This is a genomic window from Stenotrophomonas aracearum (genome assembly GCF_031834615.1).
Classification (GTDB): domain Bacteria; phylum Pseudomonadota; class Gammaproteobacteria; order Xanthomonadales; family Xanthomonadaceae; genus Stenotrophomonas; species Stenotrophomonas aracearum.
In genome coordinates, this window is record NZ_CP115543.1 from 1,862,547 (window position 1) to 1,884,055 (window position 21,509).

A 21,509-nucleotide genomic window follows, 5' to 3' on the forward strand; every position below is an offset into this window, starting at 1 on the left:
CTTTCAGGAACCTTTAGGGGTCCGTGATGGCCGTCAATTCAGCAGCTGCGTGGCATCCAGCAGGATCATGGGCTGGGCGGTGACCCGGGCGACGCCGCGGAACAGGTCGTTGGAGATCTGGCAGATACGGGCGGTGTCCGGCGGTTCGATCTGGGAATCGGTCAGGTTGGCGACGTCTTCCACGGCCGAGACGCGCAGGCCCATGGTCTCGCCGTCTTCTTCCAGCACCACGATGCGGGTGTTGGCGTCGTCCTGGGCCGGACCGGCACCCAGGTGGATGCCGAGGTCCATCACCGGGACCACCTGGCCGCGCAGGTTCATGATGCCGAGCATGGCCGACGGCGTGCCGCGCAGCGGCAGCAGCGGAACCGGCAACACCACTTCCTGCACCTTCAGCAGTTCGAGGGCATAGGCCTGGGCGCCGCAGCGCAGGCGCAGCCAGCGCGAGGTGCGCTCGCTGGCGCGGCGGTCGCCACGAGGGCTGGAGGCGGGGTTGCGGGCCTGGGCCTGCAGTTCCTGCCAGCTGTTCGGGCGGCCGGTAGGTGCCAACGGCGCCGGTGCGGCGGCGCGGGCGACCGGTTGCGGAGCGGGCGCGGGGACGGCGCGTGCAACAGGTGCTGCAACGGGTGCAGCAACAGGTGCGACAGCGCGGGGCGGTGCAGGCGAAGCAGCAGGCGCAACGGCAGGCGTTGCTGCAACGGCGGGCACGCTGTCGTGGAGCGCTTCTTCGGGCAGATCGTCCCAGCTCGGACGCGATGCGTCTGCAACAGGGCCCAACGCGGGATCGTTGAGCAGCTCGTCGAGCAGCGCAAGGTTGGCGGGTGCGCCGGGCGAGGTCGGCGTATCGAAGGCAGGGGCAGCGGGAGCGGCTACCGGGCCAAGCGCCGGATCGTTCAGCAGTTCTTCGAGCAGGGCGAGGTTCGCCGGTGCGCCGGGCGAAGTCGGGGTCTCGAACGCGGGCACCGCGTCGCCCAGCAGTTCTTCCAGATAGTCGTCGAGCACGCCCACGGTGTTCATGCCGCGCGCTCCATCTGCTGCGCGTCGTCGGCCAGGATCCATTCCAGCGCGCGGCGGTACGCCAGCAGGCCGCGGCCGGGGTAGTCGTCCGAGGTCAGCGGCAGGGTCAGGCCGGCGGCGTTGGAGATGCGGGTGTCGACCGGGATCGCGTCTTCCCACACGCGTTGGCCGTGGCGGTCCTGCATCTGCTTGAGGGTTTCGTTGCCGGCGCGGGTGCGGCGGTCGAACAGCGTCGGCAGGATCGACATCGGCAGCGGGCGGCGGCGCGAGCGCTCGACCATCTCACCGGTGCGGACCATGCCGTCCAGGCCGTGCAGGGCCAGCGGTTCGGCCTGGGTCGGGATGATGAGGCGGTCGGCGGCGGCCAGCGCGTTGATCATCAGCAGGCCCAGGGTCGGCGCGCAGTCGAGCAGGATGTAGTCGTGCTGGCCCTGGTGGCGGGTCATCGCGTTCTGCAGGGCCAGGCCCAGCCCGGGCTGGTTGGCGCTGCGGCGTTCCAGCGTGGCCAGTGCGCCCTGCGCGCAGATGTAATCCAGGCCCGGCACCGTGCTGGCGTGTGCCAGGGTGCTGAGTTCAGCAGGCGGGGTGCCGAACAGTTCCAGCACGCCGGCCGGCGGCGGGTCCAGCGGCACGTTGAACGCGCGGGTCAGCGACGAATGCGGATCCAGGTCGATCAGCAGCACGCGGTGGCCCAGCGTGGCCAGGCCGCGGCCCAGCGCGAGGGTCGTGGTGGTCTTGCCCACGCCGCCCTTCTGGTTGGCGATTGCCCAGATGCGCATCGGTTCACTCCTTCATTGCGGGGGGAACGGCGGCGCCAACACGGCTGCCGGCCGGCACCGGTGGCAGCTGCACCGGGGCGAGGGGGGAAACAGGGGAAAGCGCCGGCGGCTCCGGTGCGGGTGCCGGCGTGGTGGCGGGCGCTGCGTCGGCGGTGAGCTGCGGGCCCAGCGGGTCCACGCCCTGCGCGGTGTCGGCGAGGATGATCACATTCACCCGGCGGTTGCGGTTGCGTCCCTGCGCGCTGGCGTTGTCCTCGCGCGGGCGGAACTGGCCGTAGCCGACCATCGCCAGCCGCGCCGGCTGCACGCCCTGGTCGGCGAACAGGTGCACCACGCTGGCCGCGCGCGCGGCCGAGAGTTCCCAGTTGGAGGGGAACAGCGCGGTGGCGATCGGCACGTCGTCGGTATGGCCTTCCACGCGCACGCCGTTGGGGGCGTCGTGCAGCACCTGGGCCAGCGAAGAGAGGGTGTCGCGCGCGTGCACGTCGAGCGTGGCCGAGCCGGTGGTGAACAGGATGTCGCTGTTGATCTCCACTTCGATCCACAGCTCGGTGCGGCGCACGGTGATCATGCCGCGGTCGATCAGCGGCGCCAGCGTGGCGGTGAGGCGGTCGGCGATGCCGTTGAGCTGGCGCTCGGCGCGCTGCAGCTGTTCCTGGTTGTGTACCGAGACAGGCATGCGCATCTGCGAGGCCATCGCCGGCAGCAGCGTCGGATCATTGCTGGGCGAGGGCGCGGACGAACCGATCCGGTTGCCGGCCTTGATCACCGAGGGGCTGTCCCAGCCGCCGCCCTGGACCTGCTGGTTGCCGACCTGGACCGGATTGATGGTGCGCGGCGCGCCGCCGAACGCGGTGGTCAGGGCGTCGGCCATGACCCGGTACTTGCCCTCGTTGAGCGAGGAGATCGCGTACATCACCACGAAGAAGGCAAGCAGCAGCGTCATGAGGTCGGCGTAGGGAATCGCCCAGGCCTCATGGTTGGCATGCTCTTCGTGGGCCTTGCGCCGGGCCATCTCAGTGCAGGAACCCGGACAGGTTGGTTTCGATGTTGCGCGGGTTCTCGCCCTGCGCGATCGAGATCAGGCCTTCGATGATCATCTCGCGGTCGCGGCTGTTGTGGTGGATCACGCTCTTGAGCTTGGCCGAGACCGGCAGGAACAGCAGGTTGGCCGAGGCGATGCCGTAGATGGTGGCGGTGAACGCGGCGGCGATGCCGTGGCCGAGCTTGCTCGGGTCCGCGAGGTTCTTCATTACCGCGATCAAGCCGAGCACGGCGCCGATGATGCCCAGGGTGGGGGCGTAGATGCCCATGCCTTCGAACACTTTGGAGGCGGCGAGGTCGCGGCTTTCCTGGCTGCTCAGTTCGATCTCGAGCATGTGCCGGATCGTTTCCGGCTCGACGCCGTCGACCAGCAGCTGCAGGCCCTTGCGCAGGAACGGGTCGTCCTGGGCCTCGACCTGGGTTTCCAGGCCCAGCAGGCCCTGGCGGCGGGCGATGTTGCTCCACTCCACGATCTGGCGGATCAGGTCGCTGCGGTCGGTGCTCGGCGGGCGGATGATCCAGCTGACGATCTTGAAGGCGTGCTTGAACACGGCCGGCGAGGTGTGCAGCAGGATCGAGGCGAGGGTGCCGACGATGACGATGACGAAGGCAGCAGGAGACCACAGCGACGCCAGCCCGGCACCCTTGAGGATGCTGCCGCCGACCAGGGAGGCCAGGGCGAGGAAAAGTCCGATGAGGCTGAGTCTGTCCATTGGTCCGATATCGGCTTGCGTTTGGGGGACTTGAGGTGGGGCGGTGTTGGGTTGGTCGGTGGTTCAGCCACGCAGGGCGTGGCTCTACCGGGGTGGACGTTCGGCGGTAGAGCCACGCCCTGCGTGGCTGCGACCGTTCAGCGCAAACCGTCTACGTCCAGAATGAGCGACATGCGGCCGTCGCCGATCAGGGTGGCGCCGGCGTAGCCGCGCAGGCCGCGCAGGGCCTTGGGCAGCGGCTTGATCACCACTTCCTCGCGGCCGCGGACCTGGTCGACCACCAGGCCGAAACGCGCTTCACCGGCCTGCAGCACCACGATGGTGAGCAGCGGCGAGGCGGTCGGCTCCACCGCCAGCCAATGGCGCAGGTCGACCAGCGGCAGGGTGTGCGACTTGCGATCCAGCACCGCGCGGCCGTCGAACCAGCCCAGCGAGGTGTTGGGCGCATGCAGCACTTCCATCACGCGCGCCAGCGGCAGCGCGTAGATGTCTTCGCCGGCCTGCACCAGCAGGGTCGGCAGGATCGCGAGGGTCAGCGGCACCCGGATCAGGAAGCGGCTGCCGCGACCCAGTTCCGACTGGATCTGGATCTGGCCGCTCAACTCGCGGATGCGCGACTGCACCACGTCCATGCCGACGCCACGGCCGGAAATGTCGGTGACTTCCTGCTTGGTCGAGAAACCAGGCAGGAACACCAGGTGCAGGCATTCCTCACTGCTCAGGCGGGCGGCCGCTTCGGGGTCGATCAGACCCTTTTCGCGGGCCTTGGCGCGCAGGCGCTCCGGATCGATGCCGGCGCCGTCGTCCTGCACTTCAATGCTGACGTAGTCGCCTTCCTGCTGCGCCGACAGCCGCACGTTGCCGCTGCGGGTCTTGCCCTGCGCTTCGCGCAGTTCGGGCATTTCGATGCCGTGGTCGATCGCGTTGCGCACCAGGTGCACCAGCGGGTCGGCCAGCGCTTCGACCAGGTTGCGGTCCAGCTCGGTTTCCGCGCCGATCAGTTCCAGCTCCACTTCCTTCTTGAGGTTGCGGGCGACGTCGCGGGCCACCTTGGGGAAGCGCGAGAACACCTTGCCGACCGGCTGCATGCGGGTGCGCATCACCGCCGACTGCAGGCGCGCGGTGGCGATGTCCAGGGTCGACACCGCACGGTCCAGCTCTTCGTCATGCAGGCGCGCGCGCAGGGTCTTGAGCCGGTTGCGCGAGAGCACCAGTTCGCCGATCAGGTTGACGATCGCATCCAGGCGCTTGGTGTCCACGCGCACGGTGTGCTCGGCTTCGGCCACCGGCTTGTTGGCGGCCGGCTTGGCCGGTGCCGGCGCGGCGACCGGACGCGGCGCGGGCGCCGGTGCAGGCACGGCTGCCTGCACGGCGCCGGGGGCAGCGCCACCGTGCAGCTGGTCGAGCAGCGCTTCGAATTCGTCTTCGCCGATCAGGCCGTCATCGACCTTTTTCGTGGGCGTCACGGCGGTCGGCGCGGCGCCACCGTGCAGGGTGTCCAGCAGCGCTTCGAACTCGTCGTCGGTGATCAGGTCACCGTTGGCCGGCGCGGCGGCCGCCACCGGTGCCGGCACTGCCGGACCGTTGACGTCGAACTGCGCGATCAGTTCCGGCGGGGCATAGCCCGGCTCGGTACCGGCCGACACCGAATCCAGCATCGACTGCAGGTAATCCAGCGACTGCTGGCCGGCATCGAAGTGATGCGCCTGCAGCACCGCGTGCCCGGAGCGGGCCATGCCCAGGGTCTCTTCCGCGGCGTGGCACAGTTCCACCATCGCCTGGATGCCGAGGAAACCGGCACCGCCCTTGAGCGTGTGGAAGCCGCGGAACACCGCGTTGAGCTGGTCGCTGTCCTGGGGCGACTGCTCCAGCGACACCAGCTGTTCGCCGAGGCGATCCAGGATTTCCTGGGCCTCGAGGATGAAGTCGGCGGCAATGTCGTCTGGAACAGCACTCATGGTTTCAAAGTCCCAAATCGGAAAGCAGATCGTCAGCGTCGACCTGCGACACCTGGTGACGGTCCAACCCGGTCACGGCGGGGCCGGCCAGGCCGTTGTCGCGCTTGCTGGTGGTCTCGTCCGGCGGCGGCAGGCCGAGTGCGCCGAAGCCTTCGTGGACGCGGCGCACGATGCCGACCACGCGGCGGATGATCTGCCCGGTGAGGTCCTGGTAGCTCTGGGTGAGCGCGATCTCGGTGAGGTTGTGGCGGATCCGCTCCAGCTGCACGTCCTGGTCCGGGCTGAGCCCGTTGGCGCGCAGCTGCTCGGTCAGCGCCCGGCATTCTTCGGCCAGGTCCAGGGTGCGGTGGGTCGCCTGTTCGGTCATCGCCACCACGTGGTCCAGGCGTGCACAGGCGTCGTCCAGCTCGCCGGCTTCGCTGGGCAGGGTGGGCAGTTCGCCCAGCGCCTGGCCCAGTTCGCGGGCCAGCCGGTTCAGGCCTGCCATCATCGGCTGGGTGCGCAGCGCGGCCAGCGCATCGATTTCCCGGCGCCAGCCCGCTTCGTCGCCACTTTCCAGCGCGGCAAGGGCGTCCTGCAGGCGCTGCACCAGCGCCGATTTGTCGCGAAGGGTTTCCATCAGGCGCTCGCCGCCAGGCGCTCGAAGATCTTGCCGAGCTTCTCTTCCAGGGTCTGCGCGGTGAACGGCTTGATGATGTAGCCGTTCACGCCGGACTGCGCCGCTTCGATGATCTGCTCGCGCTTGGCTTCGGCGGTGACCATCAGCACCGGCAGGGTCTTGAGCTTGGCGTCGGCGCGGATCGCCTTGAGCAGGTCGATGCCGGTCATCACCGGCATGTTCCAGTCGGTGACCACGAAATCGAACGGCTGGCTCTGCAGCAGGGCCAGCGCGGCATGCCCGTCCTCGGCTTCGGCCGTATTGGTGAAGCCCAGATCGCCCAGCAGGTTCTTGACGATACGACGCATGGTCGAGAAGTCGTCGACGATCAGGATGCGCATGTTCTTGTTCAAAGGTGTTTCCTCGGTCTCAGTTGTTCTCGAGGCCGGCGTCGGCCGCCTCGAAGATCTTCAATCGGCCACGCAGGCGCAGCACGGCCTGGCCATGGATCTGGCAGACGCGCGACTCGCTGACCCCGAGCACTGCGCCGATCTCTTTCAGGTTCAGTTCCTGCTCGTAGTACAACGACAGCACCAGCTGTTCGCGCTCGGGCAGCAGGCCGATCGCGTTGCCCAGCTCGCGGCCGAATTCGCCGCGCTCGAGCACCTGCTGCGGGGTCGGGCCGCCCTGGGCCACGGTGTCCAGCTCGCCCTGGTCTTCGATCCGCGACTCCAGGCTCAGCACCTGGCCGCGCGCGGCGTCTTCCATCAGGCGAAGGTAGTCGGGCAGCGGCATGTCCATCGCGGCGGCCACTTCGGTGGCGCTGGCGGCGCGGCCGGTGCTCTGCTCCAGGCGGCGGATGGTGGAGGCGGCGTCGCGCGCACGGCGGTGCACCGAGCGCGGCACCCAGTCGCCGCGGCGGATCTCGTCGATCATCGAGCCGCGGATGCGGATCGAGGCGTAGGTTTCGAACGAGGCGCCCTGGTCGGCGTCGTAGCTGCGCGACGCCTCGATCAGGCCCATCATGCCGGCCTGGATCAGGTCGTCCACTTCAACGCTGGCCGGCAGGCGCGCGGCCAGGTGGTGGGCAATGCGCCGGACCAGGTCCGAGTGCTGGGCAATGCACTCGTTGGCGGCGGCGCGTTGCACCTCCTTGTATTGTGCGGCGCCTTTCATGCGGCCACCCCGCGCTGCTTGAGGATGCGTTCCAGGAAGAACTCGACCCCGCCACGCGGTTCGGTCGGGGCCTGCCAGCGCGCGGTGCGGCGGGCGATCTCGGCGATCGCCTGCGCGGCCGGGCTGGACGGATAGGCCTTCACCACCGGCTGCTGGCGCTGCACCGACAGGCGCAGCCAGTCGTCCTGCGGCACGCAGCCCAGGTAGTTGAGCGAGACGTCGGCCAGGAACTTCTCGCACACGCGGCTCAGCTTTTCATAGAGCACGCGGCCTTCATTGGGGTCGCGCACCATGTTGGCCACGACCTGGATGCGGTCCACGCCGCGCTCGCGCGAGAGCACCTTGATCAGTGCGTAAGCGTCGGTGATCGAGGCCGGTTCATCGCAGACCACCACCACGGTGTCCTGCGCGGCCTGGCAGAAGGTCAGCACGCCGTCGGTGATGCCGGCGGCGGTGTCCACCACCATGAAGTCCAGTTCGCGTTCCAGTTCGGAGAACACATTGACCAGGCCCACGTGCTCGGCCGGCTGCAGTTCGGCCATGTGCCGGCGCCCGGACGCGGCCGGGACCACCAGCACGCCGTTGGGGCCTTCCAGGATCACCTCGTCCAGCGTGCAGCGCCCGGCGACCAGGTCGGCCAGGGTCAGCTTGGGCTGCAGGCCCAGGATCACGTCGATGTTGGCCAGGCCCAGGTCGGCGTCCAGCAGCAGCGTGCGCTTGCCCATGCCGGCCAGCGCCACGGCCAGGTTGGCCGAGACATTGGTCTTGCCCACGCCGCCCTTGCCGCCGGTGACGGCGATGGTGCGCACCGGGCCCAGCGGCTGGCTGCGGGTGGCCGACAGCGGGAAGGTCCTGGTCAGGTTTTCGTACTCACGCGACGGCATGGTTCAACTCCGGGTTGCAGGGCATATCGGCCGCGCGGCGCAAATCTTCAAGGCGAAGTACAAGATTGGCGGCACTGGCCCGGTGCAGGTCTTCGGGGACGTCCTGGCCGTCGGTGACCCAGGTGATCGGCAGGCGGTGGTCGACCGCCACCGACAGGGCGGTACCGAAGCGGCCGGTCTCGTCCAGCTTGCTCAGCACCACGCCCTGCGGGTTGGCGGCGCTGAAGCGGCGGACCACTTCGTCCATGTCGCCGAAGCTGGTGTTGGCCGGCAGCACCAGCAGGGTGCGTATCTGCTCGGACGCGCGCAGCCACTGCAGCTGGGCGGCCAGGGCGCGGTCGCGCGGGCCCAGCCCGGCGGTGTCGATCAGCACCAGCTTGTAGTCCTTCAGGCGCTCCAGCAGCTGGGCCAGGTCGCTGCCGCTGTTGGCTTCGTGCACCGCGATGCCGAGCTGGCGGCCGAAGCCGTACAGCTGTTCGCGGGCTCCGATGCGGGCGGTGTCGGTGGTGACCAGGGCCACGTCGCGGGCGGCATGCGCTTCGGCGAAGCGCGAGGCCAGCTTGGCGATGGTGGTGGTCTTGCCGGCACCGGTGGGACCGACCAGGGCGATCACGCCGCCGGCCTCGAGCGGGTCGACCGGGGCGATCGGCAGCTTCTTCGAGAGCAGGCCCAGCATCAGCCCGCGGCCACGGTGGGCTTCGGTGTCCAGCGGGATCTGCAGGGCGACGTCGCGGCAGATGCCGGCGTCGAAGCCGTATTCGTCCATCAGGTCGAGCGCGGCGGCACGGACCGGCGAGCCGCGCAGGCGTTCGTCGGTGAAGCGGTTCATTTCGCGCTCGATCACGTGGCGCATGCCGGCCACTTCATGGCGCAGCTGGCGCAGTTCCTCGTCGTCGCGGACCAGGGTGACCGGGACGGGTGCGGCGACCGGCGCGGCGGCAACCGGTTCCGGAGCAGTCACCCGCTCGGCTTCGGCGATCTCGGCCGGCGCCGTCGGTTCGTTGGCGGCCTGCATGGCCGGCAGCGCCGGCGGGGCGATCATGATCGCCGCCACCGGGGCGACCGGAGCGATCGGCGCAACCGGCGCAACCGGTGCAGCGGTCTCGATCATCACCATGGGAGCGGGCGGCACGAACACGGCGGAGTCGTCGATGTCCAGGCGCGCGGTGGCAGCTGCCGGGACCACCGGGACGGTTTCCCACAGCGGGGCGATCGGTGCGTCGAACGCGGCGCGCTGCATCTGTTGCGCGGGCATCTGCGGCAGCTGCGGCGGCAGGCTGCGGCCGGGCGGGGCGTGCATTTCGAACAGCGGGGCGTCGTCCTGCGGCGGGTCGATGATGAAGCGGGCGCGGTTGGACGGGGCCGGGGTGGCCGCGCGGGTCGGAGACGGTGCGTCTTCGATCGTTGGCCGGGCAGAGCCCGGCGTTACGTCGGACTGGGCGGCGTAAGCGGTTGCCGGGTTGGCAGCGTGGGCGGCGGCCTGTTCGACATTGAAGGGAGCGAAGATCTGTTCCGGCAGCGCGTCCAGGGTGCGGCGCGGTGCAACTGCCGCGCGGGCCAGGGTCGCGGCGAAACCGGGGCTGCCCGGCGGCGGCACGATTTCGTTGGCGGTGTCCAGGGTGCGGCCGGTGGCGCCGACGGCGGCGCGGGCCAGCGCAGCGACCGCCGAGGTGGTGGCGGCCACCGGCTCCGGCGCCGCTACCGGTGCCTTGCGGCGGGTGACGGCGGCGATCACCGCGTCGGCGGCATTGCGCGGGCGCGGGGCCGACGGCGGCGGGGCGACGTCCTTGCGGGCCGCTTCCAGTGCGCGCTGCACCGCGCCTTCGTCATAGTTCGCCGCGGCCACGATCTCCACGCCTTCCTCGATCCGGCGATTGGACAGGATCACCGCATCGGGACCGTGTTCCTTGCGCACCAGGTTCATGGCCGAGCGCATATCGGGAGCGACGAAGCGTTTGATTTTCATGCTGTGGTACCGGGACGGAGTCTGGGGCTGGGGGGCGGAAGGGAGGCTCTGGTTGTCGGTGGTCTGCACGGTCCGGGGTTCCCTTCTTGTCCTGCTGCGGTGATGGCGAAATGGGTGTGTCTGTTTTCTGACGCGTTGCTGTCGGAGTTCCGGCTCAGCTGATCGTGCCGACCAGCTTCAAGCGCTTGTCTTCCGGCACCTCGCTGTAGGCCAGCACGGACAGCGACGGAACGCTGTGGCGTACCAGCCGTGCCAGCGCGGCACGTACCGGACCGGGCACCAACACCACCGCGGGCTCGTTTTTCGCTTCCTGCTTGCCGACACATTCGGCCAGGCTCTGGTGCAGTCGCTCGGCGAGTCCGGGTTCCAGCGCTGCGCCGTTGCCCTGTGTGGACTCCTGCAAGACACGTTCCAATTGCGGGTTGAGGGTGAACACCGGCAGCTCCGCCGACATGCCGGCGATCTCCTGCACGATGAAACGGCCCAGCGCGTTGCGCACGGCGGCGGTGAGCACGCCCGGGTCTTGGCTGAGCGGTGCGTTTTCCACCAGCGACTCGGCGATCTTGCGCAGCTGGCGCACCGGGATGCGCTCGATCAGCAGGTTCTGCAGTACCCGCACCACCACCGACAGTGGCAGCGCCTTGGGGGTGAGGTCTTCGACCAGCTTGGGCGCGCTCTTGGCCAGGTTGGCCAGCAGCTGCTGCACTTCCTCGTGGCCCAGCAGCTCCGGCGCGTGCTCGCGGATCAGGTGCGAGAGATGGGTGGCGACCACGGTGGCCGGGTCGACCACGGTGTAGCCCATCGATTCGGCGTGGGCGCGCTGATGCGGCTGGATCCAGGTGGCATCCAGGCCGAACGCGGGGTCCTTGCCGGCGATGCCTTCCAGTGCGCCGAGCGCGCTGCCCGGGTCCAGCGCCAGTTCGCGGTCCGGATGGATCTCTGCGGTGGCCACCGGCACGCCGTGGATCAGCAGGCGGTAGGCGGTGGCGCCCAGTTCCAGGTTGTCGCGGATGTGCACCGAGGGGATCAGGAAGCCGATGTCATGGGTGAGCTTGCGGCGCACGCCCTTGATCCGCGCCATCAGTTCGCCGCCCTGGTTCTTGTCCACCAGCGGGATCAGGCGGTAACCCACTTCCAGGCCGAGCGGATCGACCGGGCGCAGTTCGTCCCAGGTGAGTTCGGCGGTGGGCGAGGGCGTGCCGGCCGGCAGGCCGAGCGCGGTGGTCGGGCCGGACGCCGGCGCAGCGGCGGCCTGCTCGGCGACCTGGCTCTTCTTCCACAGCTTCCAGGCGATGAAGCCGAGGATGGCGGCCAGCGTCAAGAAGGCGACGTTGGGCATGCCCGGGACCAGGCCGACCAGGCCGAGGATCGCGGCGGCAATGGTCAGCGCACGGTGCTGGCCGAACACCTGGCCCATCATGGCCTGGGCCATGTCCTGCGAGCGCGAGGCGCGGGTGACCAGCATCGCCACCGCCGAGGACACCAGCAGGGCCGGCAGCTGCGCCACCAGGCCGTCACCGATGGAGAGCAGGGTGTAGGTGGCTGCGGCTTGGCCGAACGGCATGCCGTGCTGGAGCACGCCCACGGCCAGGCCGCCGAGCATGTTGATGAACAGGATCAGGATGCCGGCGATGGCGTCGCCGCGGATGAACTTGCTGGCACCGTCCATCGCGCCGTAGAAGTCGGCTTCCTCGCGGACTTCTTCACGACGGACCTTGGCTTCCTCGCGCGTCAGCAAACCGGCGTTGAGGTCGGCGTCGATCGCCATCTGCTTGCCGGGCATGGCGTCGAGGATGAAGCGCGCGGTCACTTCGGAGACGCGCCCGGCGCCCTTGGTGATGACCACGAAGTTGATGATGGTCAGGATCGCGAAGACCACGATGCCGACCGCGTAGTTGCCGCCGATCACGAATTCGCCGAACGCGGCAATCACCTTGCCGGCCGCGTCGTGGCCGTTCTGGCCGTTGAGCAGGATCACGCGGGTGGAGGCCACGTTCAGCGCCAGCCGCAGCATGGTGGTGATCAGCAGCACGATCGGGAAGATGGTGAAGTCCAGCGGGCGCTTCACGTACACCACCGCCAGCAGCACCATCAGCGAGATGGCGATGTTGAAGGTGAACAGCGCGTCCAGCACCGGCGCGGCCAGCGGCACCACGACCATGGCCAGCAGGGCCAGCACGATCAGCGGGGCGCCCAGGCCCTGGCGGATCATGTCCAGGGCGCGGCGGGTGTTCATGCCAGCGGGCTGGGCGCTCACGGGCGGCCTCCCTTGCCGAACTCATCCACGTCGATGCTGGGCGCGGCCGGCATCGGCCCGCCCCGCCAGGTGCGCAGCTGGTAGACGTAGGACAGCACCTGGGCGACGGCCGAATACAGTCTCACGGGAATTTCCTTTCCAAGTTGACCTTCCCGATACAAGGCGCGTGCCAAAGGCGGGGCCGAGACGATGGCGACCTTGTTGCCGTCGGCCACTTCACGGATGCGCAGGGCGGTTTCGTCCACGCCCAGGGCCACCACGGTGGGGGCGCCCATCCTGCCGCCGTCGTATTTGAGGGCGACGGCATAGTGGGTCGGGTTGACCACGACCACGTCGGCGGTGGGCACCGCTTCCATCATCCGGCGGTTGGCCAGCTGCTGCTGCATCTGCCGGATGCGGCCCTTCACTTCCGGGCTGCCCTCGCTTTCCTTCATTTCCCGGCGCAGCTCTTCACGGGTCATCTTCAGCTTGCGCATCCAGTTCCAGCGCTGGTACGGGGCGTCGATGGCAGCCAGCAGCATCATGGCGCCACCGGTGGCCAGCATCAGCTTCAGGGTGAAGCCCAGGCCGTTGACGATGGCCGCTTCCAGCGGCTGGTGGACCAGGTCGCGCAGCGGGCGGATCCCGTGCCAGACCACCAGCCCGGCGGCAGCGCCGACGAACAGGATGCGCAGCAGCGACTTGATGAACTCGGCGATGGCCTCGGCGCCGTACAGGCGCTTCATGCCGGCCATCGGGCTGAGCCGGTTGAACTGGGGCATCAGCGACTTGTTCGACCAGCGCAGCCCGCCCATCGCCACCGGCGCCAGGAAACTGGCCAGCAGGCAGATCAGCAGCAACGGCCACATCGCCAGCATCAGCTGCAGGAACAGGTGGCCGAAGTGGCTGAACAGGCCGTTGGGTTCGAAGCGAAGGCCGGCCTCCGGGCTGAGCGCGGACTTCATCCAGGCCTTGCCGCCGGCCGCCATACTCCCGGAAAACGCCATCAGCGCCAGCACCGAGGCGCCGAACACGGCGGCCGTCGCCAGTTCGCGCGAACGCGGGATGTTGCCCTCTTCACGGGCATCGCGCAGGCGTTTTTCGGTAGGTTGTTCGGTCTTTTCGCCGGCTTCTTCGTTTTCGGACATCGTGAGCGGGTACCGGAAGGGTCACCCGGGGTGGTGCAAGAACTGTTCCGTTGTGGGACGGCGACGGCCTTCTTCGTTGGTTGTCATGCCCGAACCGGACGCGGGAAACTCACGTGCGGGCGATTGGGATGCGACCCTACCAAGGCGGGATCCGCGCAGCCGCGGTGGCGGGACAGACGCGGTGATGCGACCCTGCAGGGCTGAATGCCTGGGGTCTCCGATGTCGCTTACCCTCTTTCTCGTCGTGCTGTTCGCCGGTCTGCTTCACGCCAGCTGGAATGCCATCGTCAAACGCGGCAGCGATACGCTGCTGACGACGATTTTGGTGACGGGGGCGGCCGCGCTGATTTCGGCGCTGCTGCTGCCGTGGGTGGCCGCGCCGCACCCGCGCAGCTGGCCGTGGCTGGCGGCGTCGACCGTGCTGCAGGCGGGGTACTACGTGCTGGTGGCACGTACCTACCGGATGACCGACATGAGTGCGGCGTACCCGTTGATGCGGGGGTGTGCGCCCATCGTGGTGGCGGTGGTGGCTGCACTGCTGCTGGGGGAGCACCTTGCGGCCGGGGCGTGGATGGGGATCGTGCTGGTGTGCGGGGGCATCCTGTGCATGGCGCATGGGATCCAGCGGCAGCATCTGTGGCGGCCGCTGCTCAATGCGGGGGTGATTGCGACCTACACGCTGGTGGATGCGTACGGCGCGCGCCAGTCGGGGTCGGCGCTCGGCTACACCTTGTGGCTATTCCTGTTGTCAGGCTTGCCGTTGCCGATCTGGGCGCTGTGGGCGCGTTCGCCGCGGCTGGTGGGATATGCGCGTGCCAACTGGCACTACGGGCTGGTCGGGGGTATCGGGACGCTGACCTCGTATGGCCTGGCGCTGTGGGCCATGACCCAGGCGCCGGTGGCGATGGTGTCTGCGCTGCGCGAAACCTCGATCGTGTTCGCGGTGATCATTTCCGCGTTCGTGCTGCGCGAGCGGGTAAGGCGGCAACGGTGGCTGGCGGCCGGGCTGATCGTGGTGGGAGTGGGCGTGCTGCGGTTCGCAGGTTAGTTCGGGGGTCGCGCACCTCGGGTAGGGTCGGTCCCCAGACGACCGCACGGAACGGTTCCACGTTCTGTAACGCATGACCATCGAACGGCAAGAGCCGTTTCCGTCCCAAGGTCATGCCCAATCGGGCGCGGGCAATTTACGTGCAGTCGATTGGGATGCGACCCTACCAAGGCCACAGCACAGTCCAAAGCAGCGTCCAACGCCGGTGTCACGCCGCAGATCGGCACGGCCGGGTAGAGCCACGCCCTGCGTGGCTGCGCCCTCAGTCCAGGAAATGCCCGCCTTGGCTGGCCTGCAGTTCCGATGCGACCACCATGCGCGGTCGCGGCAGGTCGTGCAGCTGCATGAAGCGCTCCGGGTCGACCGGGCGGCCGAGCAGGTAGCCCTGCAGGAAATCACAGCCCAGCCGTTCCAGGTAGGCGCGCTGGCCGGCGGTTTCCACGCCTTCGGCGACGATGTCCATGTCCAGCGCGTGGCCGAGCGCCACGATGGCCGAAACGATGACTACGTCTTCGGAGCTGTTCTCAAGATCGCGCACGAAGGCGTGGTCGATCTTGATCTCGGTGGCTGGCAGGCGCTTGAGGTACAGCAGGCTGGAGTAACCGGTGCCGAAGTCGTCGATGGAAATGCCCACGCCCAGCCGCGCCAGCGACTGCAGCAGGCGCAGGCTGGTCTCGGTGTCGCGCATCACCGCGCTTTCGGTAATCTCCAGGACCAGCCGGCGCGGTTCCACCCGATGGATCTCCAGCGCGTCGCTCACTTCCTGCAGCAGGTGAGGGGAACCGAACTGGATCGGGGAAAGGTTCACCGACACCGACCAGGTGTCGTGCCCGGCGTCGTGCCAGCGCCGAAGCTGCCGGCAGGCTTCATTCAATGCCCAGCGGCCGATGTCGTTGATCACGCCGCTGCGCTCGGCCAGGCGGATGAAGCGGTCCGGTGGAATCAGCCCCTGTTCGGGATGTTGCCAGCGGATCAATGCCTCGGCACCGCTCACCTGATGGGTGCTGACGCGTACCTTGGGCTGGTACTGCAGGAACAGCTGGTTCAGTTCGATGGCGCGGCGCAGGTCGGCCAGCAGGCGGAACTGCTGTTCGGCGCTGTCGCTCATCCACTCGGCAAACACCACGTAGGCGTTGCGGCCCGCTTCCTTGGCCTGGTACATCGCCGCGTCGGCGTAGCCCATCAGCTGGCGCTCGGTGGCGGCGTGATCGGGGCAGATCGCGATGCCGATGCTGGCGGTGACCTGCAGCTCATGACCCGGCACGAGGTTGCCCTTGCCGATCGACTGGATGATCCGGTTGGCCACGGTGGACACGTCTTCGTCGTTTTCGATGCCGACCACCAGCACGAATTCGTCCCCACCCAGGCGTGCCAGCACGTCGGTCGGGCGCAGCAGCTGGCGGGTGCGCGAGGCCACGGCGACCAGCAGCGAGTCTCCGGTCTGGTGCCCGTAGGCGTCGTTGACCTGCTTGAAGCCGTCCAGGTCCATGAACATCACCGCGAAGCGGCCACCGCGCAGCTCGGCGTCGACCAGGGCCTGGTCGATGTGCTGCTGCAGCAGCAGGCGGTTGGGCAGGTGGGTCAGCGGGTCGTGCAGGGCGGCCTGGCTCAGTTCGGCTTCGGCGTCGTCCAGCGAGCTGCGCAGGCGCTGGTTGCGTATGCGCAGCAGCTGCGCCTGCTGGCGCTGGTCCAGCCAGGACACCAGCAGCACCACGGCCAGGATGCCGATGGTCAGCACCATCACCAGCGCACCCAGCCACTGGGTCTGCAGGCCGTCACCGGCGGCGGCGCCACACACGCTGTTGGCCGGGAACTGCGCGGCGGCCATGCCGGTGTAGTGCATGCCGACGATGGCCACGCCGAGCAGCACGGCGGGCACGATCCGGTGATGCAGGCGGGTGTCGTTGTGGCGCAGGCGGAACGCGACGAACAGCGCCACCCACGACGCGGCGACCGCGACCATCACCGAGAGGATGAACCAGCCACTGTGATACTCGATGCCGGGCCGCATCAACATCGCCGACATGCCGATGTAATGCATGCTGGCGATGCCGCAGCCCATCAGCAGCCCGCCCAATGCCAGCCGCGAATGCGGCAGGGTCGGGCGCGAAACCAGCCAGAGGGCGAAGATCGACGATGCGATGGCGGCCAGAAGTGAGGCAGCGGTCAGGCCGAGGTCATACCCGAGGGGAATCGGCAGACGGAAGGCCAGCATGCCGATGAAATGCATCGACCAGATGCCCAGGCCCATGGCGCAGCCGCCGCCGAACAGCCACAGCACGCTGATGCGCGAGGAGGGCGCGGTGGTGACCCGGTTGGCCATGTCCAGCGCGGTGAAGGACGCGAGGATGGCGACCAGGAGCGAGACTACGACCAACCACGGGGTGTAACTGCCGATAAGCATGCTGACTCCTCCCTGGCGTACGCAGCAGACTGCACTGACCAGCACGCGCGCATGGCGATGCCGGCTGCTCCGGCACGTTCCCCCTGCCGTAGGCGCATGAGACGACAGGGGTGGGGGCGAAAGCAAGCGCAAAAACGGCCAAATTTCATGTGGAAATCACACGAAGATGACGTTTTTCACATACTCAACGGTATGTCACCGCGCTCGACATCAGTGGGTAACGCTGTCGGCAGCCTGGAAGGCGGCGTCGAACAGGCGCTGCACCGGCGGGCCCATTTCGCCGGCCAGTACGGTCAGCAGGAACAGGCCGAGCAGCAGCGCGACCGGCAGGCCCAGCTGGATCGGGTTCAACGCAGGCGCAGCCTTGGAGAGCACGCCGAAGGCCAGGTTGATCGCGAGCATGGCCACGGTGAGCGGCAGGGCCAGGGTGAGCGCGCCGCGCAGCACCTGCAGCAGGAACATCGGTGCCACGTTCAGGAAGGCGTCGATGTCGGGCAACGCGGTGCCGATGGGCACGGCCTTGTAGCTGTCCATCAGCAGCGAGATCAGGGCAAGGTGCCCGTTGGCGGTGAAGAACAGCAGGCCGAACAATAGGTAGAACCACTGGCCGATCACGCCGGAGGTGCCGCCGCGCATGGGGTCGCTCATCTGTGCGAAGGCCAGGCCGGTACCCTGGGAGACCAGTTCGCCGGCCATGGCGCCGGCTTCAAATACCAGCCGCAGCAGGAAGCCGATGGACACGCCGATGGCCAGTTCGCGGGCGATGCTGAGCACGGTGGCGGCATCGAACCCGGTCCACGCCGGTACCGGCGGCAGCATCGGCGAGAGCGCGATGGCCAGGGCGCCGGAGAGCATGACGCGCACGCGCGCGGGCACCGCACGGCTGCCGACCAGCGGCATTGCCATGATCATGGCGCCGATGCGCAGCATGGTCCACAGCACGGTGCCGATCATGCCGAAGGCGTTGAGCCCGTCGGCGGCCATCTGGGTTGCCGAGTCCATCGCGGTGCTATCCGATCAGGTGCGGTATGCGCTGGAACAGCAGGACGGTGTACTCGACCAGGTGGCCGATCAGCAGGCTGCCGAGCGCGAATAACACGGCAGTCAGAGCGGCGGCCTTGGCGACGAAGGCGATGGTGGGTTCGTTGAGCTGGGTGGCGGCCTGGACGACGCCGACCACGACGCCGACGATGAGCACGGTGAGCAGCAGCGGGCCGGCCACCCAGAGCACGGTGATCAGGCCACCGCGCAGTTCGGTCAGGGCAAGTTCGGGAGTCATGTCAGCGCCTCAGACCGCGTTGAAGCTGGCGGCAAGCGTGCCGACCACCAGGACCCAGCCGTCGACGAGGACGAACAGCAGGATCTTGAACGGCGCCGAGACCAGCATGGGCGAGAGCATCATCATGCCCATGGACATCAGCACGCTGGCGACGACCAGGTCGATGATGACGAAGGGAATGAAGATCAGGAAGCCGATCTCGAAGGCGGTCTTCAGTTCGCTGGTGACGAACGAGGCGACCAGCACCGGGAACGGAATGGCGTCGGGGCTGGCGTAGGTGCCGTGCCCGGCCATGCCGGCGAAGGTCATCAGGTCGGTTTCGCGGATCTGGGCGAGCATGAAGGCGCGCAGCGGCTGGGTGGTGAGGGTCCAGGCGGTCTGGAAGTCGATCTCGCCGTTGAGGTAGGGCGCCATGCCGCTGCCCCAGGCTTTCTGCCACACCGGCAGCATGACCATGGCGGTGAGGAACAAGGCGAGGCCGAGCAGGACCTGGTTGGAGGGGGTCTGGCCGGTACCCAGTGCCTGGCGCAGCAGGCCGAGCACGATGATGATGCGGGTGAAGGCGGTGAGCACCAGCAGCATCGACGGGATCAGGGTGATCGCGGTCATCAGCAGCAGGGTCTGCAGCGGCAGGCTGACCGGGGCGCCACCGATCTTGCCGACGTTCACGTCGGGCAGGTTGGGCATGGCGGGGGCAGCGGGCGCGGCCATGGCCAGCGCGGGCAGGGCGCACAGCAACAGGGCAAGCAGCAACGGCAGGTAACGGGTCCAGGAAGCTTGGGGGCCACGCATGATCATTTGTCCTTGCGCAGCCGCTGTTGCAGGAGCTGGGCGAAATTGGGCAGGTTCTTGAAATCCGGCAGGCGCGCCGGTTCCGGGGTGGGCAGGGGTTCGGGCAGGCGGTGCAGGGTGTTGATGCCGCCGGCGGTGACGCCGAGCAGCAGCTGTTCGCCGTTGACGTCGACGACGACGACGCGTTCCTTGGCACCCACGTTGAGGCTGGCGACGATGCGCAGGCCTTCGGCGGGCTTGAAGCCGCTGCCGGGCATGCGCTTGAGCAGCCAGCCGAGGCCGACGATCAGGGCGAGCACGGCCAGCAGGGCCAGCACGGCGCCGAACATGCTGGGCGCGGCGGCGGCGTGCTGGCCGACCTTGGTCGCCTGCGCGCCGGCGGCGATGAGTGCCAGGGCGATCAACGCAGTCTCCGGATCCGTTCGCTGGGGCTGACGACGTCGGTCAGGCGGACGCCGAAACGGTCGTTGATGACGACGACTTCGCCGTGGGCGATGAGGGTGCCGTTGACGAAGACGTCGAGCGATTCGCCGGCGCCGCGTTCGAGTTCGACGACGGAGCCCTGGTTGAGCTGGAGCAGGTTGCGGATGGGGAGGCGGGCGCGGCCGACTTCGAGCGACAGGGTGACCGGGACGTCGAGGATGACGTCGAGGTTCAGGTCGGGACCGCCGTCGGCGTCGTCGGAATGCAGGGTGGTGAACTGCGCCGGTGCCGGTTCGTGGGTGTCGATGTCGTTCATTGCGGGTCTTCCTGGATGACGGGTACGCGGGGGCGGGTGCCCGGCGGGTGGGTAGCGGTGATCTTTACGGCGTTCATGCCGTTGGCGACGCCGAACTGGCCGGTGAAGACGGGGATGTTCTCGACGCAGACGGGAACCTGGTTGGGCAGGTCGATGGGCAGGACGTCGCCGATCTTGAGCCGGGTGAGGTCGCGCAGGCTCATGTGCTTGGTGGCGAGGACGCTGGAAAGAGTGACTTCGGCGACGTTGAGCTGTTCGCGCAGCATGGTGCCCCAGCTTTCGTCACGATCATTGCGGTCGCTCTGGATGCCGGCATCGAGCAGTTCGCGGATCGGTTCGAGCATGGAGTACGGGAGGGTGACGTGGATGTCGCCGCCACCGCCGTCAAGCTCGACATGCAGTCGGCAGACGACGACGTATTCGCGGGGGGTGACGATGTTGGCGAAGTGGGGATTGATCTCGGAGTTGATGTATTCGAAGTCGACATCCATCACCGGGGCCCAGGCTTCGCGGAGGTCGGCGAAGGTCTGCTTGAGCAGGAGATGGATGACGCGCATTTCGGTGGCGGTGAATTCGCGACCTTCGATGCGGGTGGGGTAGCGGCCGTCGCCACCGAAGAAGTTGTCGACGATGGCGAAGACGAGGGTGGGCTCGAAGACGATCAGGCCGGTGCCGCGCAGGGGCTTGAAGCGGATGAGGTTGAGGTTGGTGGGGACGTAGAGGGAGTGCATGTAGTCGTTGAACTTGATCAGTTCAATGCCACGCACGGACAGTTCGGCGGAACGACGGATGAGGTTGAACAGGCCGATGCGCCAGAGCCGGGCGAAGCGCTCGTTGACCATTTCGAGGGTCGGCATGCGGCCGCGGATGATGCGGTCCTGGCTGGCGAAGTCGTAGTTGCGGGCTTCGCCGGGGGCAATGGTGTCGACTTCGGTTTCGACGGCACCGGAGTCGACGCCATGCAGCAGGGCGTCGATTTCATCCTGGGAAAGCAGGTCGTTCATGGGCGGCCTTTACTGGGTGACGAAGCTGGTGAACAGCAGTTCGTCGACGCCCTTGTTGCCGGTTTCGGCTTTGAGGAGCTTCTGGACTTCGGCGAGGGAGTCGGCCTGGAGCTTTTCCTTGCCGGCGCGGTCGGCGATCTGGGCGGGTTCGACCTGGGAGAAGAGCATGAGCAGCTTGGCGCGGATGGCCGGGGCGTGAAGCTTGATGGCTTCGAGGGCGGCGGGGTCGCGGGTCATGAGCTGGACTTCGACCTGGAGGTAGCGGGGGCCGTCGAAGCTGCTGCTGAGGTTGACGACGAACGGGGGTTCGAGGCCGAAGTACTGGGCGGGCGCGGGCACGGCGGACTTGGCCTTTTCGGCGGTAGCCGGGGCCTTGTCGTCATGGGACTGGGTGAAATACCAGACGCCGCCACCGGCGGCGCCAGCGGCCACCACGGCAATGAGGGCCGTGATCAGGAGCGGGCTGCGCGGCTTGGCGGCCTTGTCCTTGTCGGCGGATTTCTTGGTTTTGTCGGCGGCTGCGGCCACTGGGAAGCTCCATTGGATTGCTTCCTGGCTACATGCAAGTGGTGTGCCGAAGTGCTTTGGCTGGGCTGGGTCGGGATTTTGACGTGACGGGTTTGCTTAACGTCAACGGCAACGTCAACGGCGTCGGCTCTGCGGTTCCGCCTGGCTGGGCGGGTCGGTATGGGTTTGTGGGGGACGCCGTAAATCCGTCCATGGA

Annotated in this window: 20 protein-coding genes and 1 pseudogene; 1 reads left to right on the top strand and 20 read right to left on the bottom strand. The window is 68.1% G+C overall.

Annotation, left to right across the window (positions count from 1 at the left end; all coding sequences use genetic code 11):
* Positions 1-33 precede the first annotated feature (33 nt).
* The 12 genes and pseudogenes from PDM28_RS08585 to flhB form a co-directional block, all read right to left on the bottom strand.
* A complete protein-coding gene (locus PDM28_RS08585; protein WP_311184465.1) occupies positions 34-1,017 on the bottom strand; it encodes a chemotaxis protein CheW in 984 nt (327 codons plus the stop codon).
* On the bottom strand, positions 1,014-1,796 hold the full coding sequence (locus PDM28_RS08590) for a ParA family protein (RefSeq protein ID WP_311184466.1): 783 nt from the start codon (positions 1,794-1,796) through the stop codon (positions 1,014-1,016). Before PDM28_RS08590 ends, PDM28_RS08585 begins: the two co-directional genes overlap by 4 nt.
* A pseudogene (motD, locus tag PDM28_RS08595) lies at positions 1,691-2,811 on the bottom strand (flagellar motor protein MotD). Before motD ends, PDM28_RS08590 begins: the two are co-directional and overlap by 106 nt.
* A gap of 1 nt (position 2,812) precedes the next feature.
* A complete protein-coding gene (locus PDM28_RS08600; protein WP_102945504.1) occupies positions 2,813-3,553 on the bottom strand; it encodes a flagellar motor protein in 741 nt (246 codons plus the stop codon).
* 137 nt (positions 3,554-3,690) lie between these two features.
* A complete protein-coding gene (locus PDM28_RS08605; protein ID WP_311184468.1) occupies positions 3,691-5,511 on the bottom strand; it encodes a chemotaxis protein CheA in 1,821 nt (606 codons plus the stop codon).
* A 4-nt stretch (positions 5,512-5,515) separates the two neighbouring features.
* Positions 5,516-6,130, bottom strand: coding sequence for a protein phosphatase CheZ (locus PDM28_RS08610; RefSeq protein WP_070207896.1), 615 nt, complete (start codon positions 6,128-6,130; stop codon positions 5,516-5,518).
* Entirely contained in the window at positions 6,130-6,522 is a 393-nt protein-coding gene (cheY, locus tag PDM28_RS08615) for a chemotaxis response regulator CheY (RefSeq protein WP_017357461.1), read from the bottom strand. Before cheY ends, PDM28_RS08610 begins: the two co-directional genes overlap by 1 nt.
* A 16-nt stretch (positions 6,523-6,538) precedes the next feature.
* A complete protein-coding gene (locus PDM28_RS08620) occupies positions 6,539-7,285 on the bottom strand; it encodes an RNA polymerase sigma factor FliA (RefSeq protein WP_311184469.1) in 747 nt (248 codons plus the stop codon).
* Positions 7,282-8,169, bottom strand: a complete 888-nt coding sequence (locus PDM28_RS08625; protein WP_145477742.1) for a MinD/ParA family ATP-binding protein — start codon at positions 8,167-8,169, stop codon at positions 7,282-7,284. Before PDM28_RS08625 ends, PDM28_RS08620 begins: the two co-directional genes overlap by 4 nt.
* Positions 8,156-10,135 (bottom strand): flagellar biosynthesis GTPase FlhF, encoded by a 1,980-nt coding sequence (flhF, locus tag PDM28_RS08630; protein WP_311184470.1) that lies wholly within the window; start codon positions 10,133-10,135, stop codon positions 8,156-8,158. Before flhF ends, PDM28_RS08625 begins: the two co-directional genes overlap by 14 nt.
* Before the next feature lie 154 nt (positions 10,136-10,289).
* Positions 10,290-12,371 (bottom strand): flagellar biosynthesis protein FlhA, encoded by a 2,082-nt coding sequence (gene flhA, locus PDM28_RS08635; RefSeq protein ID WP_172448124.1) that lies wholly within the window; start codon positions 12,369-12,371, stop codon positions 10,290-10,292.
* 17 nt (positions 12,372-12,388) lie between these two features.
* On the bottom strand, positions 12,389-13,519 hold the full coding sequence (flhB, locus tag PDM28_RS08640; protein WP_311184471.1) for a flagellar biosynthesis protein FlhB: 1,131 nt from the start codon (positions 13,517-13,519) through the stop codon (positions 12,389-12,391).
* 220 nt (positions 13,520-13,739) lie between these two features.
* Here flhB and PDM28_RS08645 point away from each other — a divergent pair, with 220 nt between their 5' ends.
* On the top strand, positions 13,740-14,567 hold the full coding sequence (locus PDM28_RS08645) for a DMT family transporter (RefSeq protein WP_311184472.1): 828 nt from the start codon (positions 13,740-13,742) through the stop codon (positions 14,565-14,567).
* Positions 14,568-14,829: 262 nt separating this feature from the next.
* On the opposite strand, the gene PDM28_RS08650 is transcribed toward PDM28_RS08645, so the two are convergent.
* The 8 genes from PDM28_RS08650 to PDM28_RS08685 all read right to left on the bottom strand — a co-directional run bounded on the left by PDM28_RS08650 (position 14,830) and on the right by PDM28_RS08685 (position 21,313).
* Positions 14,830-16,971, bottom strand: a complete 2,142-nt coding sequence (locus tag PDM28_RS08650; protein ID WP_311184473.1) for a putative bifunctional diguanylate cyclase/phosphodiesterase — start codon at positions 16,969-16,971, stop codon at positions 14,830-14,832.
* Between the two features lie 210 nt (positions 16,972-17,181).
* Positions 17,182-17,973: a flagellar biosynthetic protein FliR gene (gene fliR, locus PDM28_RS08655; RefSeq protein ID WP_311184474.1), complete on the bottom strand. Its 792-nt coding sequence runs from the start codon at positions 17,971-17,973 to the stop codon at positions 17,182-17,184.
* Between the two features lie 7 nt (positions 17,974-17,980).
* Complete coding sequence (locus PDM28_RS08660; RefSeq protein WP_102945495.1) at positions 17,981-18,250, bottom strand: flagellar biosynthetic protein FliQ; 270 nt, start codon at positions 18,248-18,250, stop codon at positions 17,981-17,983.
* Positions 18,251-18,259: 9 nt separating this feature from the next.
* Positions 18,260-19,042: a flagellar type III secretion system pore protein FliP gene (fliP, locus tag PDM28_RS08665; protein WP_311184475.1), complete on the bottom strand. Its 783-nt coding sequence runs from the start codon at positions 19,040-19,042 to the stop codon at positions 18,260-18,262.
* 2 nt (positions 19,043-19,044) lie between these two features.
* On the bottom strand, positions 19,045-19,446 hold the full coding sequence (gene fliO / locus PDM28_RS08670) for a flagellar biosynthetic protein FliO (protein WP_311184476.1): 402 nt from the start codon (positions 19,444-19,446) through the stop codon (positions 19,045-19,047).
* Positions 19,443-19,781 carry a flagellar motor switch protein FliN gene (gene fliN, locus PDM28_RS08675; protein ID WP_102945493.1) on the bottom strand — a complete coding sequence of 113 codons (339 nt, stop codon included), beginning with the start codon at positions 19,779-19,781 and terminating at the stop codon, positions 19,443-19,445. The genes fliO and fliN overlap by 4 nt, the downstream gene beginning before the upstream one ends.
* A complete protein-coding gene (gene fliM, locus PDM28_RS08680) occupies positions 19,778-20,785 on the bottom strand; it encodes a flagellar motor switch protein FliM (RefSeq protein WP_102945492.1) in 1,008 nt (335 codons plus the stop codon). Before fliM ends, fliN begins: the two co-directional genes overlap by 4 nt.
* A gap of 9 nt (positions 20,786-20,794) precedes the next feature.
* Positions 20,795-21,313: a flagellar basal body-associated FliL family protein gene (locus PDM28_RS08685; protein WP_311184477.1), complete on the bottom strand. Its 519-nt coding sequence runs from the start codon at positions 21,311-21,313 to the stop codon at positions 20,795-20,797.
* Positions 21,314-21,509: the final 196 nt, after the last annotated feature.

What these genes read in the sequence shown, in the direction of transcription:
- PDM28_RS08585 (WP_311184465.1), bottom strand. Translation starts at nt 1,017, where the DNA reads ATGAACACCGTGGGCGTGCTCGACGACTATCTGGAAGAACTGCTGGGC.
- PDM28_RS08590 (WP_311184466.1), bottom strand. Translation starts at nt 1,796, where the DNA reads ATGCGCATCTGGGCAATCGCCAACCAGAAGGGCGGCGTGGGCAAGACC.
- PDM28_RS08600 (WP_102945504.1), bottom strand. Translation starts at nt 3,553, where the DNA reads ATGGACAGACTCAGCCTCATCGGACTTTTCCTCGCCCTGGCCTCCCTG.
- PDM28_RS08605 (WP_311184468.1), bottom strand. Translation starts at nt 5,511, where the DNA reads ATGAGTGCTGTTCCAGACGACATTGCCGCCGACTTCATCCTCGAGGCC.
- PDM28_RS08610 (WP_070207896.1), bottom strand. Translation starts at nt 6,130, where the DNA reads ATGGAAACCCTTCGCGACAAATCGGCGCTGGTGCAGCGCCTGCAGGAC.
- PDM28_RS08620 (WP_311184469.1), bottom strand. Translation starts at nt 7,285, where the DNA reads ATGAAAGGCGCCGCACAATACAAGGAGGTGCAACGCGCCGCCGCCAAC.
- PDM28_RS08625 (WP_145477742.1), bottom strand. Translation starts at nt 8,169, where the DNA reads ATGCCGTCGCGTGAGTACGAAAACCTGACCAGGACCTTCCCGCTGTCG.
- flhF (WP_311184470.1), bottom strand. Translation starts at nt 10,135, where the DNA reads ATGAAAATCAAACGCTTCGTCGCTCCCGATATGCGCTCGGCCATGAAC.
- flhA (WP_172448124.1), bottom strand. Translation starts at nt 12,371, where the DNA reads ATGAACACCCGCCGCGCCCTGGACATGATCCGCCAGGGCCTGGGCGCC.
- flhB (WP_311184471.1), bottom strand. Translation starts at nt 13,519, where the DNA reads ATGTCCGAAAACGAAGAAGCCGGCGAAAAGACCGAACAACCTACCGAA.
- PDM28_RS08645 (WP_311184472.1), top strand. Translation starts at nt 13,740, where the DNA reads ATGTCGCTTACCCTCTTTCTCGTCGTGCTGTTCGCCGGTCTGCTTCAC.
- PDM28_RS08650 (WP_311184473.1), bottom strand. Translation starts at nt 16,971, where the DNA reads ATGCTTATCGGCAGTTACACCCCGTGGTTGGTCGTAGTCTCGCTCCTG.
- fliR (WP_311184474.1), bottom strand. Translation starts at nt 17,973, where the DNA reads ATGGACTCGGCAACCCAGATGGCCGCCGACGGGCTCAACGCCTTCGGC.
- PDM28_RS08660 (WP_102945495.1), bottom strand. Translation starts at nt 18,250, where the DNA reads ATGACTCCCGAACTTGCCCTGACCGAACTGCGCGGTGGCCTGATCACC.
- fliP (WP_311184475.1), bottom strand. Translation starts at nt 19,042, where the DNA reads ATGCGTGGCCCCCAAGCTTCCTGGACCCGTTACCTGCCGTTGCTGCTT.
- fliN (WP_102945493.1), bottom strand. Translation starts at nt 19,781, where the DNA reads ATGAACGACATCGACACCCACGAACCGGCACCGGCGCAGTTCACCACC.
- fliM (WP_102945492.1), bottom strand. Translation starts at nt 20,785, where the DNA reads ATGAACGACCTGCTTTCCCAGGATGAAATCGACGCCCTGCTGCATGGC.